This window comes from Neobacillus vireti (assembly GCF_036962465.1).
Classification (GTDB): Bacteria; Bacillota; Bacilli; order Bacillales; family Cytobacillaceae; genus Neobacillus; species Neobacillus vireti_B.
This window is the reverse complement of sequence record NZ_JBALNF010000025.1, coordinates 237,736-253,455: the sequence shown is the minus strand read 5'-3', so window position 1 is coordinate 253,455 and position 15,720 is coordinate 237,736. Positions and strand designations below refer to the sequence as shown.

Genomic DNA, 15,720 nt, shown 5'->3' with positions numbered 1-15,720 from the left:
ATAATGGTAAAAGTACTTTATAACGGAGATATTCAAGAGGCAGTTTTACAAGGAAAGAAAATCGCAATAATCGGATATGGCTCACAAGGTCATGCTCACGCACTAAACTTAAAAGAAAGCGGCTTTGATGTTGTTGTCGGTTTACGTGAAGGAAAATCTTGGGATAAAGCAGTTGAAGATGGATTAGACGTTCGCACTGTTGCAGAAGCAACTGCAGCTGCAGAGGTAGTAATGGTTCTTCTTCCAGATGAAATGCAGCCAAAAGTATATGAAGAAAGCATCAAAGCAAACCTTGAAGCAGGAAATGCTCTAGTTTTCGCTCATGGCTTCAACATTCATTTTAGCCAAATCGTCCCTCCTGCTGATGTTGACGTATTCTTAGTAGCACCAAAAGGCCCAGGACATTTAGTACGCCGTACTTACACTGAAGGTGCTGGAGTTCCTGCGCTATATGCGGTTTACCAAGACTACACTGGGCAAGCTCGTGATGTTGCACTAGCTTATGCAAAAGGAATCGGTTCTGCTCGTGCCGGAGTATTAGAAACTTCTTTCCAAGAAGAGACAGAAACAGATTTATTCGGAGAACAAGCGGTTCTTTGCGGTGGTGCCACTGCCCTAATCAAAGCTGGCTTCGAAACCTTAGTAGAAGCAGGTTATCAGCCAGAAGTAGCTTATTTCGAGTGTTTACATGAGTTGAAATTAATCGTTGACCTTTTATATGAAGGTGGATTAGAAAACATGCGTTATTCTATCTCTGACACTGCACAATGGGGAGATTTCGTTTCTGGACCACGTGTAGTTAACGAAGAAACTAAAGCACGCATGAAAGAAGTACTAAAAGATATCCAAACTGGTAAATTTGCTCAGGGATGGATCTTAGAGAATCAAACGAACCGCCCACAATTCAATGCAATTAACCGTGCAGAAAATAACCACCAAATCGAGGTTGTTGGCCGCGAGCTTCGTGCATTAATGCCATTTATTAAAAAGCCAGTAAATGCAAAGAAAGAAGTGGTGGTAAATGGTTCACGTTAACATCTTTGATACAACCTTACGTGATGGAGAACAGTCACCTGGTGTAAATTTAAACCAGCTTGAGAAATTAGAAATTGCCAGACAGCTAGAGCGGTTTGGGGTTGACATTATGGAGGCCGGCTTTCCGGCTTCCTCTCAAGGCGATTTTGACGCAGTAAGAGCCATTGCTCAGACGATTAAAAATTCATCTGTTACAGGCTTGGCACGTGCAACTAAATCGGACATTGACATTGCGTGGGATGCGTTAAAAGATGCAGCCGAACCAAGATTGCATGTATTTCTTGCTACCTCCCCTATCCATATGCAATATAAGCTGATGAAAACTCCAGAGGAAGTCGTTAATACTGCAGTAGACATGGTTAGATATGCGAAACAGAGATTCCCGCAGATTGAATGGTCTGCAGAAGATGCCTCCCGCTCAGATCTGGATTTTCTAGTTAAAATTATTACCAAGGTCATTGATGCCGGAGCAACAGTTATTAATCTTCCGGATACGGTAGGATATACCACACCTGAAGAATATGGCCGGATGTTCCGCTACATCAGAGAAAATGTACCTAATATTCATAAAGCCGCCCTCTCCTGTCATTGTCATGATGATTTAGGTATGGCTGTTGCCAATTCTTTGGCGGCAATTGAAAACGGCGTAACGCAAATAGAAGGTACTATTAACGGTATTGGTGAACGTGCCGGTAATGCCTCTTTAGAAGAGGTTGCCGTTGCCTTGAATATCCGTAAAGATAAGTATCCATTTACTACGAATCTAGTATTAAAAGAAATCAAACGCACAAGCGATCTGGTCAGCCGTTTAACAGGCATGATTGTTCCGCCTAATAAAGCAGTCGTAGGAAGAAATGCCTTCGCACATGAATCAGGAATCCATCAGGACGGCGTATTAAAAAATACGTTAACTTATGAGATTATTACCCCTGAATTAGTCGGGGTTAAATCCAATGATTTAGTCTTGGGAAAACATTCCGGCCGCCATGCTTTTAAAGATAAGATTGAGCAAATGGGCTATTCCCTATCTCCTGAAAAATTAGCTGAAGCATTTACTGCCTTTAAACAATTGACTGATCGTAAAAAAGAAGTGACAGATGAGGATCTTTTTACCATTCTGACTGATATTCAAACTACCACGATCGATGTGAAAAAATATGAATTGGTCGCCTTCCAAGTACAGTATGGTTCCGCAAACCTTCCTACCGCAACCGTTGCGCTAACGACTCCAGATGGAAACCGGGTTGAAACAGCAAGGACGGGGTCTGGAAGTGTTGAGGCATTGATGAACACTCTTGAGGCACTCATTACAGAAGAAATTCATTTGACTGATTTCAGGCTAAGCTCTGTCGGTCAAGGACGTGATGCACTTGCTGAAGTCCATGTAAAAATGACTGTTAACGGAACTTCTTTCTCGGGCCGTGGATCTGCACAGGACGTATTAGAAGCCTCAGCAAAGTCTTTCTTAAATGCAGTCAATCGCGTATTTTTTAACCAATCAGCCGTCGTTCAAGAACCAGCAACCATATGAGAAAAGCGGAAGCACCCATTAGCGCATTGACAGAACTGGAGCCCATCGACTGAGATAAAGAAAGCACGAAGAACAACAGCGATTCAATGTTTACTTATCGTAGGGAGATGGGCAAAGTACACTAATCGCTGGGTGCTGGAGCTGGATAATTATATACTTATTACCTAAAAAAATGAGGAGGTTGCTTCTAATGAAAAAACATATTGTCTTACTTCCCGGGGATGGGATTGGCAAGGAAGTTATTAATTCTGCAAGAGATGTGTTACATGCGATTGCGGAAGAATTTAACCACAGTTTTAGCTTTGAAACCCATGAAATCGGAGGAGCAGCCATTGACCAGTATGGCACTCCCCTTCCGGATTCAACAGTAGATGCCTGTAAACAAGCAGATGCAGTTTTACTAGGAGCGGTAGGCGGCCCCAAGTGGGATCAAAATCCCTCTCATCTTCGCCCCGAACGTGGTTTACTAGGTATCCGAAAGGCACTGGACTTATATGCAAATTTAAGGCCAATTAAAGGATTTAAGAACCTGCTCCATGCCTCCCCTCTAAAAGAAGAAGTGGTGTCAGGAAGCGATCTCCTCATTGTACGTGAATTAACAGGCGGGCTTTATTTTGGTACACCAAGTGAACGGCGTGATAATGGAAGCTCCGTTGTCGACACCCTTTCCTATACTCGTAAGGAAATTGAACGAATTGTAGATAAAGGCTTTCAGGCTGCCCAGCAGCGCCGCGGTCATCTTACTTCAGTTGATAAGGCCAACGTCCTTGAATCCAGCAAGATGTGGCGTGAAGTCGTGGAGGAGAAAAAAGCTCAATATCCTGATGTTGTGGTTGAACATCTGTTAGTTGATGCAGCTGCAATGAAATTAATCACAAACCCAACACAGTTTGATGTAATTGTGACCGAGAACCTATTTGGGGATATTTTAAGTGATGAAGCTTCCGTTTTAACTGGCTCGATTGGTATGCTCCCTTCGGCGAGCTTACGTGAAGACGGTGTTGGTCTGTACGAACCGGTTCACGGTTCGGCACCTGATATTGCCGGTAAAGGGATTGCCAATCCAGCTGCCATGATTTTATCAGCTGCCATGATGTTAAGATACTCCTTTGATTTAAATACCGAAGCAAAAGTGATTGAAGATGCTGTTCAGTCAGTGCTCGATGCCGGATTCCATACAGGGGACCTTCAAATCTCAGAAGGACGCCAAGTAGGAACCGCAGAAATGACGAAATTGATTGTTGATTATATTAAATCACAGCATGCATCCAAGTGTATCGCCAGCTGTTATTATTAATTCAATTACGGGGTAAACCATTGTCTTAATGGTTTACCCACAATTTTTCTATCTTAAAAAAATAAATCTATTATCGTGAGGAAGTGTGCTATGCAAACGCCAAAAACGATTATCCAAAAAATTTGGGAACAACATGTCGTTCATCAAGAAGAAGGAAAACCAGATTTACTATATATTGATTTACATTTAGTTCATGAGGTAACTTCCCCTCAAGCGTTTGAGGGCTTACGGATGAACGGGCGCAAGGTTCGCCGCCCTGACCTTACATTTGCAACAATGGATCATAACGTACCAACCCGTCAGAGGCTGACTATTAACGACCCTGTTTCAAAAAATCAGATCGATACCTTACAAACAAATTGTCAGGAATTCGGAGTAACACTTGCTGACATTCATCATCCCGACAATGGTATTGTCCACGTTATCGGACCAGAGCTTGGTCTTACACAGCCTGGTAAAACGATTGTCTGCGGCGATAGTCATACTTCTACTCACGGTGCATTTGGGGCTCTTGCCTTTGGAATTGGAACCAGCGAAGTGGAACATGTTCTTGCAACTCAAACGCTTTGGCAGGCAAAACCTAAGACCCTTAATGTAAAAGTAAACGGAAAACTTGGGACAGGTGTTACCGCGAAGGATCTAATTCTAGCGATTATTGGTAAATTTGGTGTTCAATTTGGCACTGGTTATGTAATTGAATACACTGGTGAAGCCATCCGCTCTCTTTCCATGGATGAGCGCATGACAGTCTGCAACATGTCGATTGAAGCTGGTGCTAGAGCAGGATTAATTACGCCGGATGAAACTACTTTTGAATATTTACGCGGCCGCAGACATGCCCCTCAAGGCGAAGAGTTTGAGAAAGCTGTCGCAAAATGGCGTGCCCTAGCAACCGATGAAGGTGCAGTCTATGATACAGTCGTCGAAATAGATGCAGCTGAAGTTGAACCCCAAGTTACATGGGGAACCAACCCTGGTATGTGTATCCCGGTTACAGCAAACGTACCAAGCCCTGATGATAGCGATAAGCCAAGTGAGAAAGACGAAATTAATCGTGCCCTTGAATATATGGGACTTGAAGCTGGACAGCCTCTTTCAAGTGTGGTTATCGATCACGTATTTATTGGTTCTTGTACAAATTCAAGATTAAGCGATTTACGTAAAGCTGCTGAAGTTATTCGCGGCCGCAAAGTAAATCCTGGTGTTAAAGCGATTGTTGTTCCAGGATCATTTAGTATTAAACTTGTCGCTGAAAAAGAAGGTATTGATCAGGTGTTTATCGAAGCTGGTTTTGAATGGCGTGAAGCTGGCTGCAGTATGTGTCTTGCAATGAATGATGATATTGTTCCTCCAGGTGGACGCTGTGCTTCTACCTCTAACCGTAACTTTGAAGGACGCCAAGGAAATGGTGCCCGCACCCACCTTGTAAGTCCAGAGATGGCAGCTGCTGCAGCGGTAGCTGGTCATTTTGTAGATGTCCGTCAATTTACTGCACAGGAGGTAATTTAAAATGGAACCGTTACGCGTCCATCAAGGCCTTGTTTATCCACTAAATCGTTCTAATATTGATACTGACCAGATTATCCCTAAGCAATTTTTAAAACGGATAGAACGCAGTGGTTTCGGCCAATTTCTATTTTATAACTGGCGTTTTGATGACAACGGGAATCCACGTCCTGATTTTTCATTGAATGAGCCGAAATATAAAGGCGCATCAATCATTGTTGCCGGAGAGAATTTTGGCTGTGGCTCATCTCGTGAGCATGCCCCATGGGCAGTTCAGGATTATGGCTTTAAAGTCATTATTGCTCCCAGTTATGCCGATATTTTTAAAAACAACTGTGTAAAAAATGGTATACTCGCAATTGTAGCCAGTGAGGATCAGGTTCAGACCATTATTAAAAAGGCAGAGTCCACTGAATATACATTAACAGTAGACCTTGAGGAACAAAAAGTATACGACAATGAAGGTTTTGAGCTATCCTTCGATATCGCCCCATACCCGAAGCAAATGCTGCTTAATGGCTGGGATGAAATTGGCGTTACTTTAACTTACGAGGATAAAATTAAGCAATATGAAGCTGCAAGCAAATAAAATGCGCTGGGCATTGCCCTAGCGCATTTTTTCTGCCTATTAAAATTCTGGCAGATGATCCAGATTGTTCTCCTTAATGCCGTCCGGCTCACTCCGAATAATGTCCCGGCCATATTTATGAAATACATCTACATGGGCGAGTTTACCTGCCTTCGCTTCATCTAAAGCCGTTAGATAATCTAATTCCCGCCCAGAACTGGTTCTGAACGCGATAATGTCGCCATCATTATTTTTCCTAACTGCAACAAATTCCTCTTTTCCCGAACTATTCCCTTGATCTGCCTCAACGTGTGCCTGCTGTTCTCCTTGTGCCTTGTACTCTTCATAAATTTTTTGAAAGTCCTTCTGTTCCATCATTCCCACCTCCGAACATTTGTTAGTATTTTTCATTTTCTGTAATTTATCCTTTAGTAAAAAAGTGTCAAAAAGTTTTCAAAATTACTTAAAATGATTAAAATCCTTTTGGGAATCTGACATGGTATAATTTACCTGATTAGGGGTGATGACATGGAATTACCAAAAGAAAATGCTTGGTTTTACATCCGCGATCATCAACAACAAGGGCCTGTTGGTTTTTTTGAATTACGGAAACTATTTGAACAGGGCATCTTACCTGCTGAAACTTACATTTGGAACAAGGATCTGGATGATTGGCAGATGGCTAATCGTCTATATTTGCTTCCTGAATCCTCTTTTAAATATAAGCTTGCCGATTCAACGGTAAATTTAACTGGCACTTGGAGGGAACTGCATAAGGATACGTATCCAACTGGAAGACCTTTTGTCCGCTATCTGGCTAGATTTTTTGATTTATCGTTATTTTCTTTCTTCCTTATTACCTTTGTCTCGATCTTTTCCCCATCGTTTCTATTTGAATCATCTGGTTTATTTATCTTTATTCTTAATCTGATTCTCTATATTTCAGTAGAAGCTGTCATCCTCTCAATCTTTGGAAACACCATAGGTAAAGCTATTTTAAATCTTCGATTATATAAAATAAATGGAGACCGACTTGACTTTTTAACAGCCATAAAAAGAAGTATTTATGTAACTGGCGCTGGAATGGGCTTTGGTGTACCAATTATTAATTTAGTTTGCTTTTATTTCTCATACCTTGATCTTAAAAAGAATGGAAAATCGACTTGGGATAGGGAAATTGAAACCATCGTATTATATGGACAAGTTAGTACTGCCCGGATCTTATTTGCATGTTTCTTACCCATGGCCTTGTTTATTGCAGGTTTTGTTGTATAGAATAAATAAATTGACGCTCCCTTATAAATTCTTAAGTAAGGTTATTTAGATTCGGTCCATTATGAATCGAATAAATTCTCTTACCACTGATAGTGCTACTGTGGATTCCCGGTAATTCATCCAGCTTTCCATGATAAATTCCTCATTTGTCATTCCATCTAGTTCGAGAATATGGACTGGATCAGTTGGTTCTAAGCAAAAACCTGGAACAAAGGCTACACCTAATCCATTCATAACCATCCTTTTACACGTTTCAACATAATCCGTTTCCATCGTGATAACTGGCGCGGTTTTAAACATGACAGGCCACCAGTTGGTGAACACCTTTTTGATGGCTGGGGTAGCAATATAGATTATGTTTTTTCCAGGCAGCTCTTCCCAGGTAATTTTCTCCTTAGAGATTAAGCAAATCTTACTCTTATCAATTAATACCTTCTGCTCGGTCCATTTATGCCCCGCACTTTCAATCCCAATATGGATGTCCCCTTCTTCCAACAATTTCATAATTTCGATTCCTAAACCAGTTTTAAGCTGGATTTTTACCTTTGGGAAGGTCTTGTTAAAACTGGCTATAATCGGTGGGAACTTTGAAATAGCAAAGTTATTCGAGACCCCAAGCCTTCAAGTACCTTGCACATCTTCCGCTAGATTTTGAACCTGTTCAATCATGATATCCTGTCGTGTATAAGCCTTTTTGTACTTTCGACTAGAAATTCTCCCTGCAGCGTGAATTGAACTCCCTTATTCCCCCTAATTAGAATGGAAATGTCTAAATCCTTTTCTAATTGATTAATCCGATAAGTTACAGCGGCAGCGCTTCTGTGATGCCTATCGTGAAATGGTTCCAGTGGCGGAAGATGCTAATGTGTTACTCGGCATGCATCTATCTGATGCCCCGCACCCTGAAACACTGTTTGGCGGGCTTGGCTACCATCGGTTGATGGATGCTTTTCCAAGTAAAAACGTTGGCTATATTTACTGTATTGGCACAAGGGCTGAAGAGGGCGGGAGCCCGCTTGTCCTCAATGAAATCAATCATTATGGAAGAAAGGGGAAGATTTTCTTAGTTCATTTCCGAAATGTGAGAGGCAGTCTCCCTACCACTAAAGCGTTTGAGGAAGCGCTCCTCGATGATGGAGATTTAAATATGTTTAAGATTTTATTAGAGTTAGATAAAGTCGGATATGACGGCTGTTTAAATCCGGACCATGTGCCAATACTTGAAGGAGTCCAAATCGCAGATAACCCGAGCTGGCCAAACACTTGCATCAAATGGAATTACAACAACATCGGATATGCCTACTCAGTTGGATACATTAAAGCACTCCTTGCTGCACTTGTTGAATTTAAAGGGTAAAGCCGTTAATAGGGCCCTTATGGAAAGTGGATTTGTGGCATCAATGATTTACATCGGTGCGTTATCCTATATCTTTATCGTAAATAAACCAAAACGAATCGAACTCCCACAGACCTTACACCACACAAAAAACAGTCTAGGCCAAGTTACATAAGCGACAACTTGGCTTATCATTATTTTAACTATCACAATTCACTTATTGGTGCCTGACACCTCTTTTACGTTTTTCAAGATGAGAACCATGGTATAGAGGAATACGATGTTGATGAGAAGGACGATTACGATCATGACAGGACTGATATTTATCCCTGTTAGGTATTGCAGAATGACCATGGCCGAAATGGCGGTTAAAAGGGTCACATCTTTAAAGGTGATTACTGCTGCAAGGAGATAGCCAAATGGTCTTCGTTTGATGAGTAATATGGCAGCTAAGAATCCAACTGGAATAACAAAGCCTAGATCTAGTGCCTGTATAATAAGGGTTGTGTAATGTTCCAAGCCGTCAGGTTGAGTACCGTACATCACCCCGGACACTACTTTACCGAGCCACATCAAGCCAAACACAGATGAAACAACGAGTAAGAAGCTGCTGATGAATGTAACAGGAAGTGTCTCGTTAAATAAATATGGTAACTTAGGAATATCAAAGGTCATCATCATAAGTATAAACGCAAAGAAACTAGCTGACATGATAATGACATAAACTAGGAACATGGAGTTGTACATCGAAAGGAACGAATATGAGGCGTAGGTGTATAAGAAGTAGCCAAGCGTTCCTGTAAGAAGCAGCTTCCCCTTTACCAATCCTTTTGCGGTTAGAACAAGTGAAATAATGAGCAATGGTATTCCTAAAAATAAGGTCACATAATCTTGTGCAAGTGCTTGTGTTGCCATTGAAACGGAATCATGCTGATAGAGTCCTCTTCCATAAATGTCCACATTTTCACTAAATATTGATTTATATACGTATGGACCCTTACCTTGATTTGAAACAAATGCATATGCCGTCGCAGCAAAAGAAAAGATCGAAATTAGTACAGTCAAAAAGCTAATCGACTTTTGATTTTTCATGTTCTTTACTCCTCCTTATGAAAAGTGTTTTTCAATCCCCTCTTTATCGTAAACTAATTAGTTCCAATAACCTACATACATTATCTCGGTTCACAAAAGATTCAGAAATTAAACCACGTTTGAATGACCCATGCTTTTTGACAAAGGCTGAACAGGGTATACTAGTTTCATAAGCTTTTACGGAGTGAAAAATATGCTGAATTTTGATAAAACACATGATCCGCGTCAGAATAAGATGCTGATTGACCAGATCACAGGAAACAAACTACCTATAAAAGAGCTGATCCAAGAAACCGAAACCCTTTTTCAGCAATCACTAAACCTTTCAAGTGACTCCCAACCCAAAGCAAGTACACCCCCTTCTAATTCTAAAAAAGTGGAAGGCGGGGTTTTTCGTCTTACAGCAGAGCGGTCTCAGATACTAGAACCCACCCGCGTTTTACTGGACCAGGATGATGGAAATGTCGTTCCAGATTGGAAAGACAAGCTTGATGCAGAGTACAAGCGATTACTATCCACTATCACAAAGGAAATAAACGTGGTAGATTGTGGTGCGGTTGGGGATGGAAAAACGGATTGCACCACTGCTTTTAAAAAAGCACTCGGCAACGGTCGCGTAAAAGTAATCGTTCCTCCCGGGATTTATGTCACGAAGGGAATCAAACTACCGTCTTGGACATGGCTTGTTGGCTCAGGCCCCGGTATGACCACGATAAAATTACATGATAAAGCCCCAAGGGGTACAAGATTACTCACAAACGCTAACCACTGGAAAGGCAATCATCACCTGCTCGTCCAAGGCTTAAGTTTGGATTGGAATGTCGAAAGGCTCGGTAATATTCCAAAAACAAGTACATGGGGCAACCATTCAAGCTGTTTAACCTACGCCAATGTTACCTACGGATGGGTGAAAGAGGTGGAAGGAATTAATCCTGGGCTTCATTGTTTTGATATTTCTTCAACCCTTTACAATTATGCGGGTGACGGATTTCGGGGCCGCAGGGGCAGCAAATATGTCTGGCTCGATCATGTAACTGGGTATGGTTTCGGTGACGATGGCATTACCACACACCACAGTGATTATATTTTTATCTCTAACTCTCATATGTGTGATCCAAGCGGCCGAGCCCATCAACAAGGATTCTCTAATTCAAACGGATTTGAAATCGATGATGGTTCTAGGAATGTTTTATTAGTGAATAATTCAAGTGCCAGGTGCTTTGGCGGGGTTGAAATAAAGGCCCACCAAAATTCCTCAGCGGCCTCAAACGTAACAATCATTGGACACCTATCGATAAATGATAACCGGGCTTTTAACTTCCGGCATATTGGCCATCATAAACTAAATGATGCTGAATCAAGGACTGCCTACAATATTATTGCCGCCAATCTCGCAGTAATTGCACCGGTATATTCTGATTTATATAAAGACTCAGCGCCGCGTGGAATGGTCATTTCCGCTTATAAAAATGTGGTCATTAATCAACTTACCATCGTTGGCAACCCTGAGTACGACTTTAAAGGTAATCCGGTTATTGCGGTACAATATCGGGCACGAAATGTAATTCTGAACAAAATCACAGTTAAGAGTTTTACGAATCGTGGAGCATGTATAAAGGTTTACGGCGGCGATCATCGGGCTGATTCACTAAAAATTCAGGCTTGCGTTCCGGAAGAAATTGAGGTTGGAAAAGCTGTACAAAACGTTAGGATTGAATCAGCAGGCACGATATATTGACCAGTTGCAGCATTAGAAAGATAAAAAAAGCGTCAAGCCTTACTTTTGACGCTTCCCTTCTTTTTCAACAACCATTTCATCTACTAGTCTTTCAGCTATTTTTCTGTATAAATTACTCATATGGACTAACGACGAAATCATCAGCACCTGCTCTAAATAAGCTGCATCTTCCTTGTTATTCTCAGTAATTTCTTCCGTTACAGCCCTTACCCGTTCTTCAATATCTTCCTTAAAGTCAGTAACGTTTTGGCCGGCTAGATGTAAGTAACTCGTATAAAAAGAAGCTAAATCCATTTCATCATTTATTATTTTTTTGTTCATTCCACTAAGAGTAATTTTAATATCATTAATCGACAGTGCCCCTTTTAGCTGGTAAATCAAGCTCATTAGGATTAGATGCTCTTTTGAATACTTTTTATTTTGGATCGGAAAAATCAATTTTCCCTTTGCGTAGTTATTGATCATCGTTTTAGTAATAATCTTATCTTCTTGATTCCGCTTGGACATATTGAATTTATTTTCGAATAACTGAATAACCTGGTCCATATATAAATCGATATTTGGAATATCATCCAGCGTTAAATTTGTCTCAAGACCTAATGAATCAATGATATGTTTGATATTTTCCATATAAAAAGCCCCCGCTAACTTAATCGATATTCTTATTATACATATTGAGATAAAGATTGACTAGATTTCGTTTTGTTAGTATCATTAGAAGTAGTTATTAAAACTACATATTGTGTTAGGGAGGTAAAAAAATGCATAATTATATCCGAGAACCCATTAATGGGTTAACCCATTTAGCGGGAGCTGTTTTATCATTCGTCGGCTTACTGGCAATGGTCATAAAAGCGTCGATGACCACTCCCACCCCGCTTGCTATTTCTGCCGTAATCATTTTTGGTGTCAGTATGATTCTGCTCTATTCTGCTTCAGCAACTTATCACATGGTGATAGCTCGGGATAAAGTGATTGCCTTTTTACGAAGACTTGATCATTCAATGATTTTTGTTCTGATTGCGGGAACGTATACGCCTTTTTGTTTTATCAGTCTGAACGGAAAGACAGGCGCTATTTTATTTTCGATTATCTCTGCCGTTGCGCTTAGCGGCGTTGTTTTTAAAATGGTCTGGTTTGCATGTCCGCGTTGGATTTCGACAGCTTTGTATATCGCAATGGGCTGGATGATTGTGTTTGTCTTCTCACCACTGACTGGAAGTTTAAACCCAGTTGGACTGTTTTTACTGATTCTCGGAGGAATTTTCTACACGATAGGCGGCGTTATTTACGGGGCAAAACCGAAGTTCCTTGAAACAAAATATTTAGGCTTTCACGAGATCTTCCATATCTTTATTTTACTCGGAACCCTGTCCCATTTCTTATCCGTATACTTATATGTGATTTAAGTTTAGACGCCTCTGACCCCAGGCGTTTTTTGATTTAGAAAAATAATTTTTTATTCAAATTTATAACATTAATTTTTTTAGAAGGCTCAAACTAAAATGAGGCTTAAATTAGGCAAACTTTTTCTACTACTAATGTTTTTGCCTACTTGCATTTTTGACCTTGAAAACTGTCAAGTAACCGTGGACAAATGGCTTAAATATGACTGAGGTGTTTTCTTTGTTTCGATTACTTTTTCAAATCATCGTCATCGGACTATCGGCCATGCTTTTCGGCTTTTCCTTTAATTCCTTCCTCATTCCGCATAAGCTGACTTCGGGTGGTGTAACGGGGATCTCCTTCTTGATTCAACACTTTACCCATATCAATACGGGATTGATTATTTTAGCCATTAATATTCCATTATTTTTCGTTGGGATTAAATATTTAGGGAAAAGATTTGTCCTGTTTACTGGTTATGCTGTATTGGTTTTATCGCTTAGTATGCGATTCATTCCAATTCGGGCGGTTAGTCCTGATATTCTTTTGTCTTCGATTATTGGCGGTGCCCTTTATGGGGTCTCTGTTGGGCTGATTATCCGCCAAGGCGGATCGACGGGCGGGACTGATATTATCAGCTTAACACTGGCTAAAAAGAAGAACATACAGGTTGGCTTTTTAAATACGATTATGAATCTTTTTGTCGTGGGGAGCTCGGGGCTGATTTTCGGATGGAATATTACCCTTTATACAATTATTGCGATCTATGTGGCTGGCCGTGCTGTCGATATGGTTTATACAAATCAAAATAAGTTGACGATCACAATTATTACGGATAAGTACCACGAAATGACCGATTCATTATTTAAGCTCCATGCTAGAGGCGTAACGGTAGCGGATGTTGAGGGTGCATACACTCATAAACAACGGAAGATGTTAACGACGGTGATTACTAAATTTGAGCTTAATGAAACTAAACATACGATAAAAAATGTCGATCCACATGCATTTGTAAATATTATGCAAACGATGGAAGTCATGGGACGATTCCGGAAAAATTAAAAGCAGAGAGCCGTTGAATTTTGGCCTTCTGCTTCTTGAAGACAGTTTCATCATTTTAGTTCTTGGTTTTGTCCTCATGAACGCTCCATGAGGACTGATTTCTCTTTTTATTTCTTGTCTTTGTCCGCATGAACGCTCCATGAAGTCAGATTTACTCATTAGTCTCTACTATTTGTCCTCTAAGCTCCTCCATCAACACTTGCGCATGATTATAAATAGGTTCCTTAGCTCCATATAAAAGAGTCACCCGCTCCTTCTCCGCGAGATCAAGTATTTGCCTGACTAACCCACGCTTTTCGTCATCCGTCCGAAGCTCTTCAAGGTAGTTTGTACGAAACTCTTCAAAAAGCTCTGGCACATGACAAAACGACTTCCGCAGCTCATTACTAGGAGCGACCTCTTTAAACCAATAAGACAGACGCGCAGCATCCTTCGAAATCCCCCGCGGCCACAACCGGTCAACCAAAATCCTGCATCCATCTAACTCATCATACGGTTCATAGATCCTTTTAATAAAAATATTAGCCAAAAGTTAATCACCTCACTAAGCTATAAACACCCCGCTGTACTCTCCACACGGACAGTGTCCACGAATGGTGTCAGGCACCAACAGAGGCACCATAGGCACCACTCACAACATCTAGCCACTATTAGTCTTCGTCCTTTACATCGATGCTTTCTGGGATAGGTTCGTTCAGGTATTCTTCGACGAGCTGTTTGTATTTTTCCACTTGTTTTAAATGGGTGGCAAATTGTTCTTTGTAGATAAGGTATTGTTCGCCGTCAAATAAAGCTCGGATTTTCTTTTTTTGAATCAGGCTCTTGACGGTTGCCTCTGGTACCGCTAAATATTCCGCTGTTTCTTCTATTGTCAGATACAATGTAATATCTCCTTTTAATCTAAATTACCGCTCCATTCCCGGCCGGTGATTAAGAAAGTTTTCGTAGGCAAAGCCTCGTACCTCTTCCTCTTTAAAATGCTTTAACAGCTCATTAATCAGATTTTGACTCTTAGAGGCATCATCCAAATCTCTTACAAAAGTAGTGATGCCATCGAAGTCAGAGCCAAAGCCAATCTGTTTCACGCCGCCTAAACCACAAAAATGATCAATATGTCTGACCAAGTCCGAAATGGTTGCTTCACCATTTTCCTTAATAAACGGAGGATTGTAAACTACATGGACCAATCCGCCTCGCGCAAACATCGCTTTCGCCTGTTCATCCGTTAAATTCCGTGGATGGCTGCAAATTGCCCGGGCATTGGAATGGCTGGCAATCGGATATTTTGCTAATTCAATCACATCCCAAATTCCTTTGTCACTCAGATGGGAAACATCCGTAAGGATTTGATGCTGATTATTAAACTCCACAATCTCCTTGCCAAACACGGTCAGCCCTCCACCGCGAGGTTCCCCTGCACCATCGGCAGCAAGATTCGCCTGGTTCCAAGTCAATCCCACCGACCGTACTCCCAGCTGATAGAGGATATGAAGCTTGGCTAAATCATTCCCGATGGCATCAACACCCTCAAGCGTTAGCATCGCTCCTATCTGCCCAAGCTTCAAACGGTCAAAGTCCGACCAGTCTTTAATATGAACCATATCAGGATTACGACCGAGAACTTCCTTATAAAAATAATCGATTTGCTCAATTGCAACCTGAAACTTCTGATCGCCTTTAATGTCCGGCTCAATAAATATTGCAAAGCATTGCACTTTTACTTGGCCTGCTTGTAACCGATTCTTATTAGTATCCAGTTCTTTTGCATCGGCAAATCGTAAAGCTCCCTTTGCTTCCTGGAGTTTCATCAAGGCATCACAATGCAAATCAATAATATTCATGGTTTCCAAAACTCCTTTTTATAAAAAGTGTACCATAATAAAAAAAAGCCAAG

General features: G+C 41.0%; 17 protein-coding genes and 1 pseudogene. 10 read left to right on the top strand and 8 right to left on the bottom strand.

The features are described from left to right. Positions 1 to 3: 3 nt before the first annotated feature. From ilvC to leuD, 5 genes are all read left to right on the top strand, one after another. The gene (ilvC, locus tag V7077_RS11705) at positions 4 to 1,035 is read left to right on the top strand and encodes a ketol-acid reductoisomerase (protein ID WP_335501607.1); all 1,032 of its coding nucleotides are present in this window, start codon (positions 4 to 6) and stop codon (positions 1,033 to 1,035) included. Beyond that, positions 1,022 to 2,566 carry a 2-isopropylmalate synthase gene (locus tag V7077_RS11700; RefSeq protein WP_335501605.1) on the top strand — a complete coding sequence of 515 codons (1,545 nt, stop codon included), beginning with the start codon at positions 1,022 to 1,024 and terminating at the stop codon, positions 2,564 to 2,566. The genes ilvC and V7077_RS11700 overlap by 14 nt, the downstream gene beginning before the upstream one ends. Before the next feature lie 190 nt (positions 2,567 to 2,756). Next, entirely contained in the window at positions 2,757 to 3,863 is a 1,107-nt protein-coding gene (gene leuB, locus V7077_RS11695; protein WP_335501602.1) for a 3-isopropylmalate dehydrogenase, read from the top strand. 90 nt (positions 3,864 to 3,953) lie between these two features. Continuing rightward, a complete protein-coding gene (gene leuC, locus V7077_RS11690) occupies positions 3,954 to 5,372 on the top strand; it encodes a 3-isopropylmalate dehydratase large subunit (protein WP_335501600.1) in 1,419 nt (472 codons plus the stop codon). A 1-nt stretch (position 5,373) separates the two neighbouring features. Beyond that, positions 5,374 to 5,958 (top strand): 3-isopropylmalate dehydratase small subunit, encoded by a 585-nt coding sequence (leuD, locus tag V7077_RS11685; protein WP_335501598.1) that lies wholly within the window; start codon positions 5,374 to 5,376, stop codon positions 5,956 to 5,958. 39 nt (positions 5,959 to 5,997) lie between these two features. Here the strand turns inward: leuD and V7077_RS11680 are convergent, their stop codons facing one another. Next, positions 5,998 to 6,312, bottom strand: coding sequence for a DUF3892 domain-containing protein (locus tag V7077_RS11680; RefSeq protein ID WP_335501706.1), 315 nt, complete (start codon positions 6,310 to 6,312; stop codon positions 5,998 to 6,000). Positions 6,313 to 6,465: 153 nt separating this feature from the next. Between V7077_RS11680 and V7077_RS11675 the strand changes: the two genes are divergently transcribed. Continuing rightward, the gene (locus V7077_RS11675; RefSeq protein ID WP_335501596.1) at positions 6,466 to 7,212 is read left to right on the top strand and encodes an RDD family protein; all 747 of its coding nucleotides are present in this window, start codon (positions 6,466 to 6,468) and stop codon (positions 7,210 to 7,212) included. Between the two features lie 45 nt (positions 7,213 to 7,257). Here V7077_RS11675 and V7077_RS11670 read toward each other — a convergent pair. Next, positions 7,258 to 7,821 (bottom strand): annotated as a pseudogene (locus V7077_RS11670) (substrate-binding domain-containing protein); the annotation flags it as partial. A gap of 56 nt (positions 7,822 to 7,877) precedes the next feature. After that, positions 7,878 to 8,006 carry a hypothetical protein gene (locus V7077_RS27720; RefSeq protein ID WP_420489640.1) on the bottom strand — a complete coding sequence of 43 codons (129 nt, stop codon included), beginning with the start codon at positions 8,004 to 8,006 and terminating at the stop codon, positions 7,878 to 7,880. Positions 8,007 to 8,050: 44 nt separating this feature from the next. On the opposite strand from V7077_RS27720, the gene V7077_RS11665 reads away from it, so the two are divergent. Continuing rightward, a complete protein-coding gene (locus V7077_RS11665) occupies positions 8,051 to 8,569 on the top strand; it encodes a mannonate dehydratase (RefSeq protein WP_335501594.1) in 519 nt (172 codons plus the stop codon). A 192-nt stretch (positions 8,570 to 8,761) separates the two neighbouring features. Here the strand turns inward: V7077_RS11665 and V7077_RS11660 are convergent, their stop codons facing one another. Further along, positions 8,762 to 9,640: a hypothetical protein gene (locus tag V7077_RS11660; RefSeq protein WP_335501592.1), complete on the bottom strand. Its 879-nt coding sequence runs from the start codon at positions 9,638 to 9,640 to the stop codon at positions 8,762 to 8,764. A gap of 193 nt (positions 9,641 to 9,833) precedes the next feature. Here V7077_RS11660 and V7077_RS11655 point away from each other — a divergent pair, with 193 nt between their 5' ends. Continuing rightward, the gene (locus V7077_RS11655) at positions 9,834 to 11,378 is read left to right on the top strand and encodes a glycosyl hydrolase family 28-related protein (RefSeq protein ID WP_335501590.1); all 1,545 of its coding nucleotides are present in this window, start codon (positions 9,834 to 9,836) and stop codon (positions 11,376 to 11,378) included. Positions 11,379 to 11,417: 39 nt separating this feature from the next. Here V7077_RS11655 and V7077_RS11650 read toward each other — a convergent pair whose 3' ends face one another. Beyond that, the gene (locus V7077_RS11650; RefSeq protein ID WP_335501589.1) at positions 11,418 to 12,008 is read right to left on the bottom strand and encodes a DUF1836 domain-containing protein; all 591 of its coding nucleotides are present in this window, start codon (positions 12,006 to 12,008) and stop codon (positions 11,418 to 11,420) included. A gap of 131 nt (positions 12,009 to 12,139) precedes the next feature. Here V7077_RS11650 and trhA point away from each other — a divergent pair, with 131 nt between their 5' ends. Both trhA and V7077_RS11640 read left to right on the top strand, forming a co-directional pair. Then, positions 12,140 to 12,787, top strand: a complete 648-nt coding sequence (gene trhA, locus V7077_RS11645; protein ID WP_335501587.1) for a PAQR family membrane homeostasis protein TrhA — start codon at positions 12,140 to 12,142, stop codon at positions 12,785 to 12,787. Positions 12,788 to 13,004: 217 nt separating this feature from the next. Then, positions 13,005 to 13,826 (top strand): YitT family protein, encoded by an 822-nt coding sequence (locus V7077_RS11640; RefSeq protein WP_335501585.1) that lies wholly within the window; start codon positions 13,005 to 13,007, stop codon positions 13,824 to 13,826. A gap of 151 nt (positions 13,827 to 13,977) precedes the next feature. On the opposite strand, the gene V7077_RS11635 is transcribed toward V7077_RS11640, so the two are convergent. From V7077_RS11635 to V7077_RS11625, 3 genes are all read right to left on the bottom strand, one after another. Next, the gene (locus V7077_RS11635; protein WP_335501583.1) at positions 13,978 to 14,355 is read right to left on the bottom strand and encodes a DUF488 domain-containing protein; all 378 of its coding nucleotides are present in this window, start codon (positions 14,353 to 14,355) and stop codon (positions 13,978 to 13,980) included. A 121-nt stretch (positions 14,356 to 14,476) separates the two neighbouring features. After that, a complete protein-coding gene (locus V7077_RS11630; protein ID WP_215041323.1) occupies positions 14,477 to 14,707 on the bottom strand; it encodes an excisionase family DNA-binding protein in 231 nt (76 codons plus the stop codon). Between the two features lie 24 nt (positions 14,708 to 14,731). Continuing rightward, positions 14,732 to 15,667: a dipeptidase gene (locus V7077_RS11625; protein ID WP_335501579.1), complete on the bottom strand. Its 936-nt coding sequence runs from the start codon at positions 15,665 to 15,667 to the stop codon at positions 14,732 to 14,734. Positions 15,668 to 15,720 lie beyond the last annotated feature (53 nt).

Bases quoted from the DNA above. Each gene is read 5' to 3' on its own strand.
- V7077_RS11625 (WP_335501579.1), bottom strand. From the start codon at position 15,667: ATGAATATTATTGATTTGCATTGTGATGCCTTGATGAAACTCCAGGAA.
- V7077_RS11675 (WP_335501596.1), top strand. From the start codon at position 6,466: ATGGAATTACCAAAAGAAAATGCTTGGTTTTACATCCGCGATCATCAA.
- trhA (WP_335501587.1), top strand. From the start codon at position 12,140: ATGCATAATTATATCCGAGAACCCATTAATGGGTTAACCCATTTAGCG.
- leuD (WP_335501598.1), top strand. From the start codon at position 5,374: ATGGAACCGTTACGCGTCCATCAAGGCCTTGTTTATCCACTAAATCGT.
- leuC (WP_335501600.1), top strand. From the start codon at position 3,954: ATGCAAACGCCAAAAACGATTATCCAAAAAATTTGGGAACAACATGTC.
- leuB (WP_335501602.1), top strand. From the start codon at position 2,757: ATGAAAAAACATATTGTCTTACTTCCCGGGGATGGGATTGGCAAGGAA.
- V7077_RS11700 (WP_335501605.1), top strand. From the start codon at position 1,022: ATGGTTCACGTTAACATCTTTGATACAACCTTACGTGATGGAGAACAG.
- ilvC (WP_335501607.1), top strand. From the start codon at position 4: ATGGTAAAAGTACTTTATAACGGAGATATTCAAGAGGCAGTTTTACAA.
- V7077_RS11680 (WP_335501706.1), bottom strand. From the start codon at position 6,312: ATGGAACAGAAGGACTTTCAAAAAATTTATGAAGAGTACAAGGCACAA.
- V7077_RS11660 (WP_335501592.1), bottom strand. From the start codon at position 9,640: ATGAAAAATCAAAAGTCGATTAGCTTTTTGACTGTACTAATTTCGATC.
- V7077_RS11665 (WP_335501594.1), top strand. From the start codon at position 8,051: ATGGTTCCAGTGGCGGAAGATGCTAATGTGTTACTCGGCATGCATCTA.
- V7077_RS11650 (WP_335501589.1), bottom strand. From the start codon at position 12,008: ATGGAAAATATCAAACATATCATTGATTCATTAGGTCTTGAGACAAAT.
- V7077_RS11655 (WP_335501590.1), top strand. From the start codon at position 9,834: ATGCTGAATTTTGATAAAACACATGATCCGCGTCAGAATAAGATGCTG.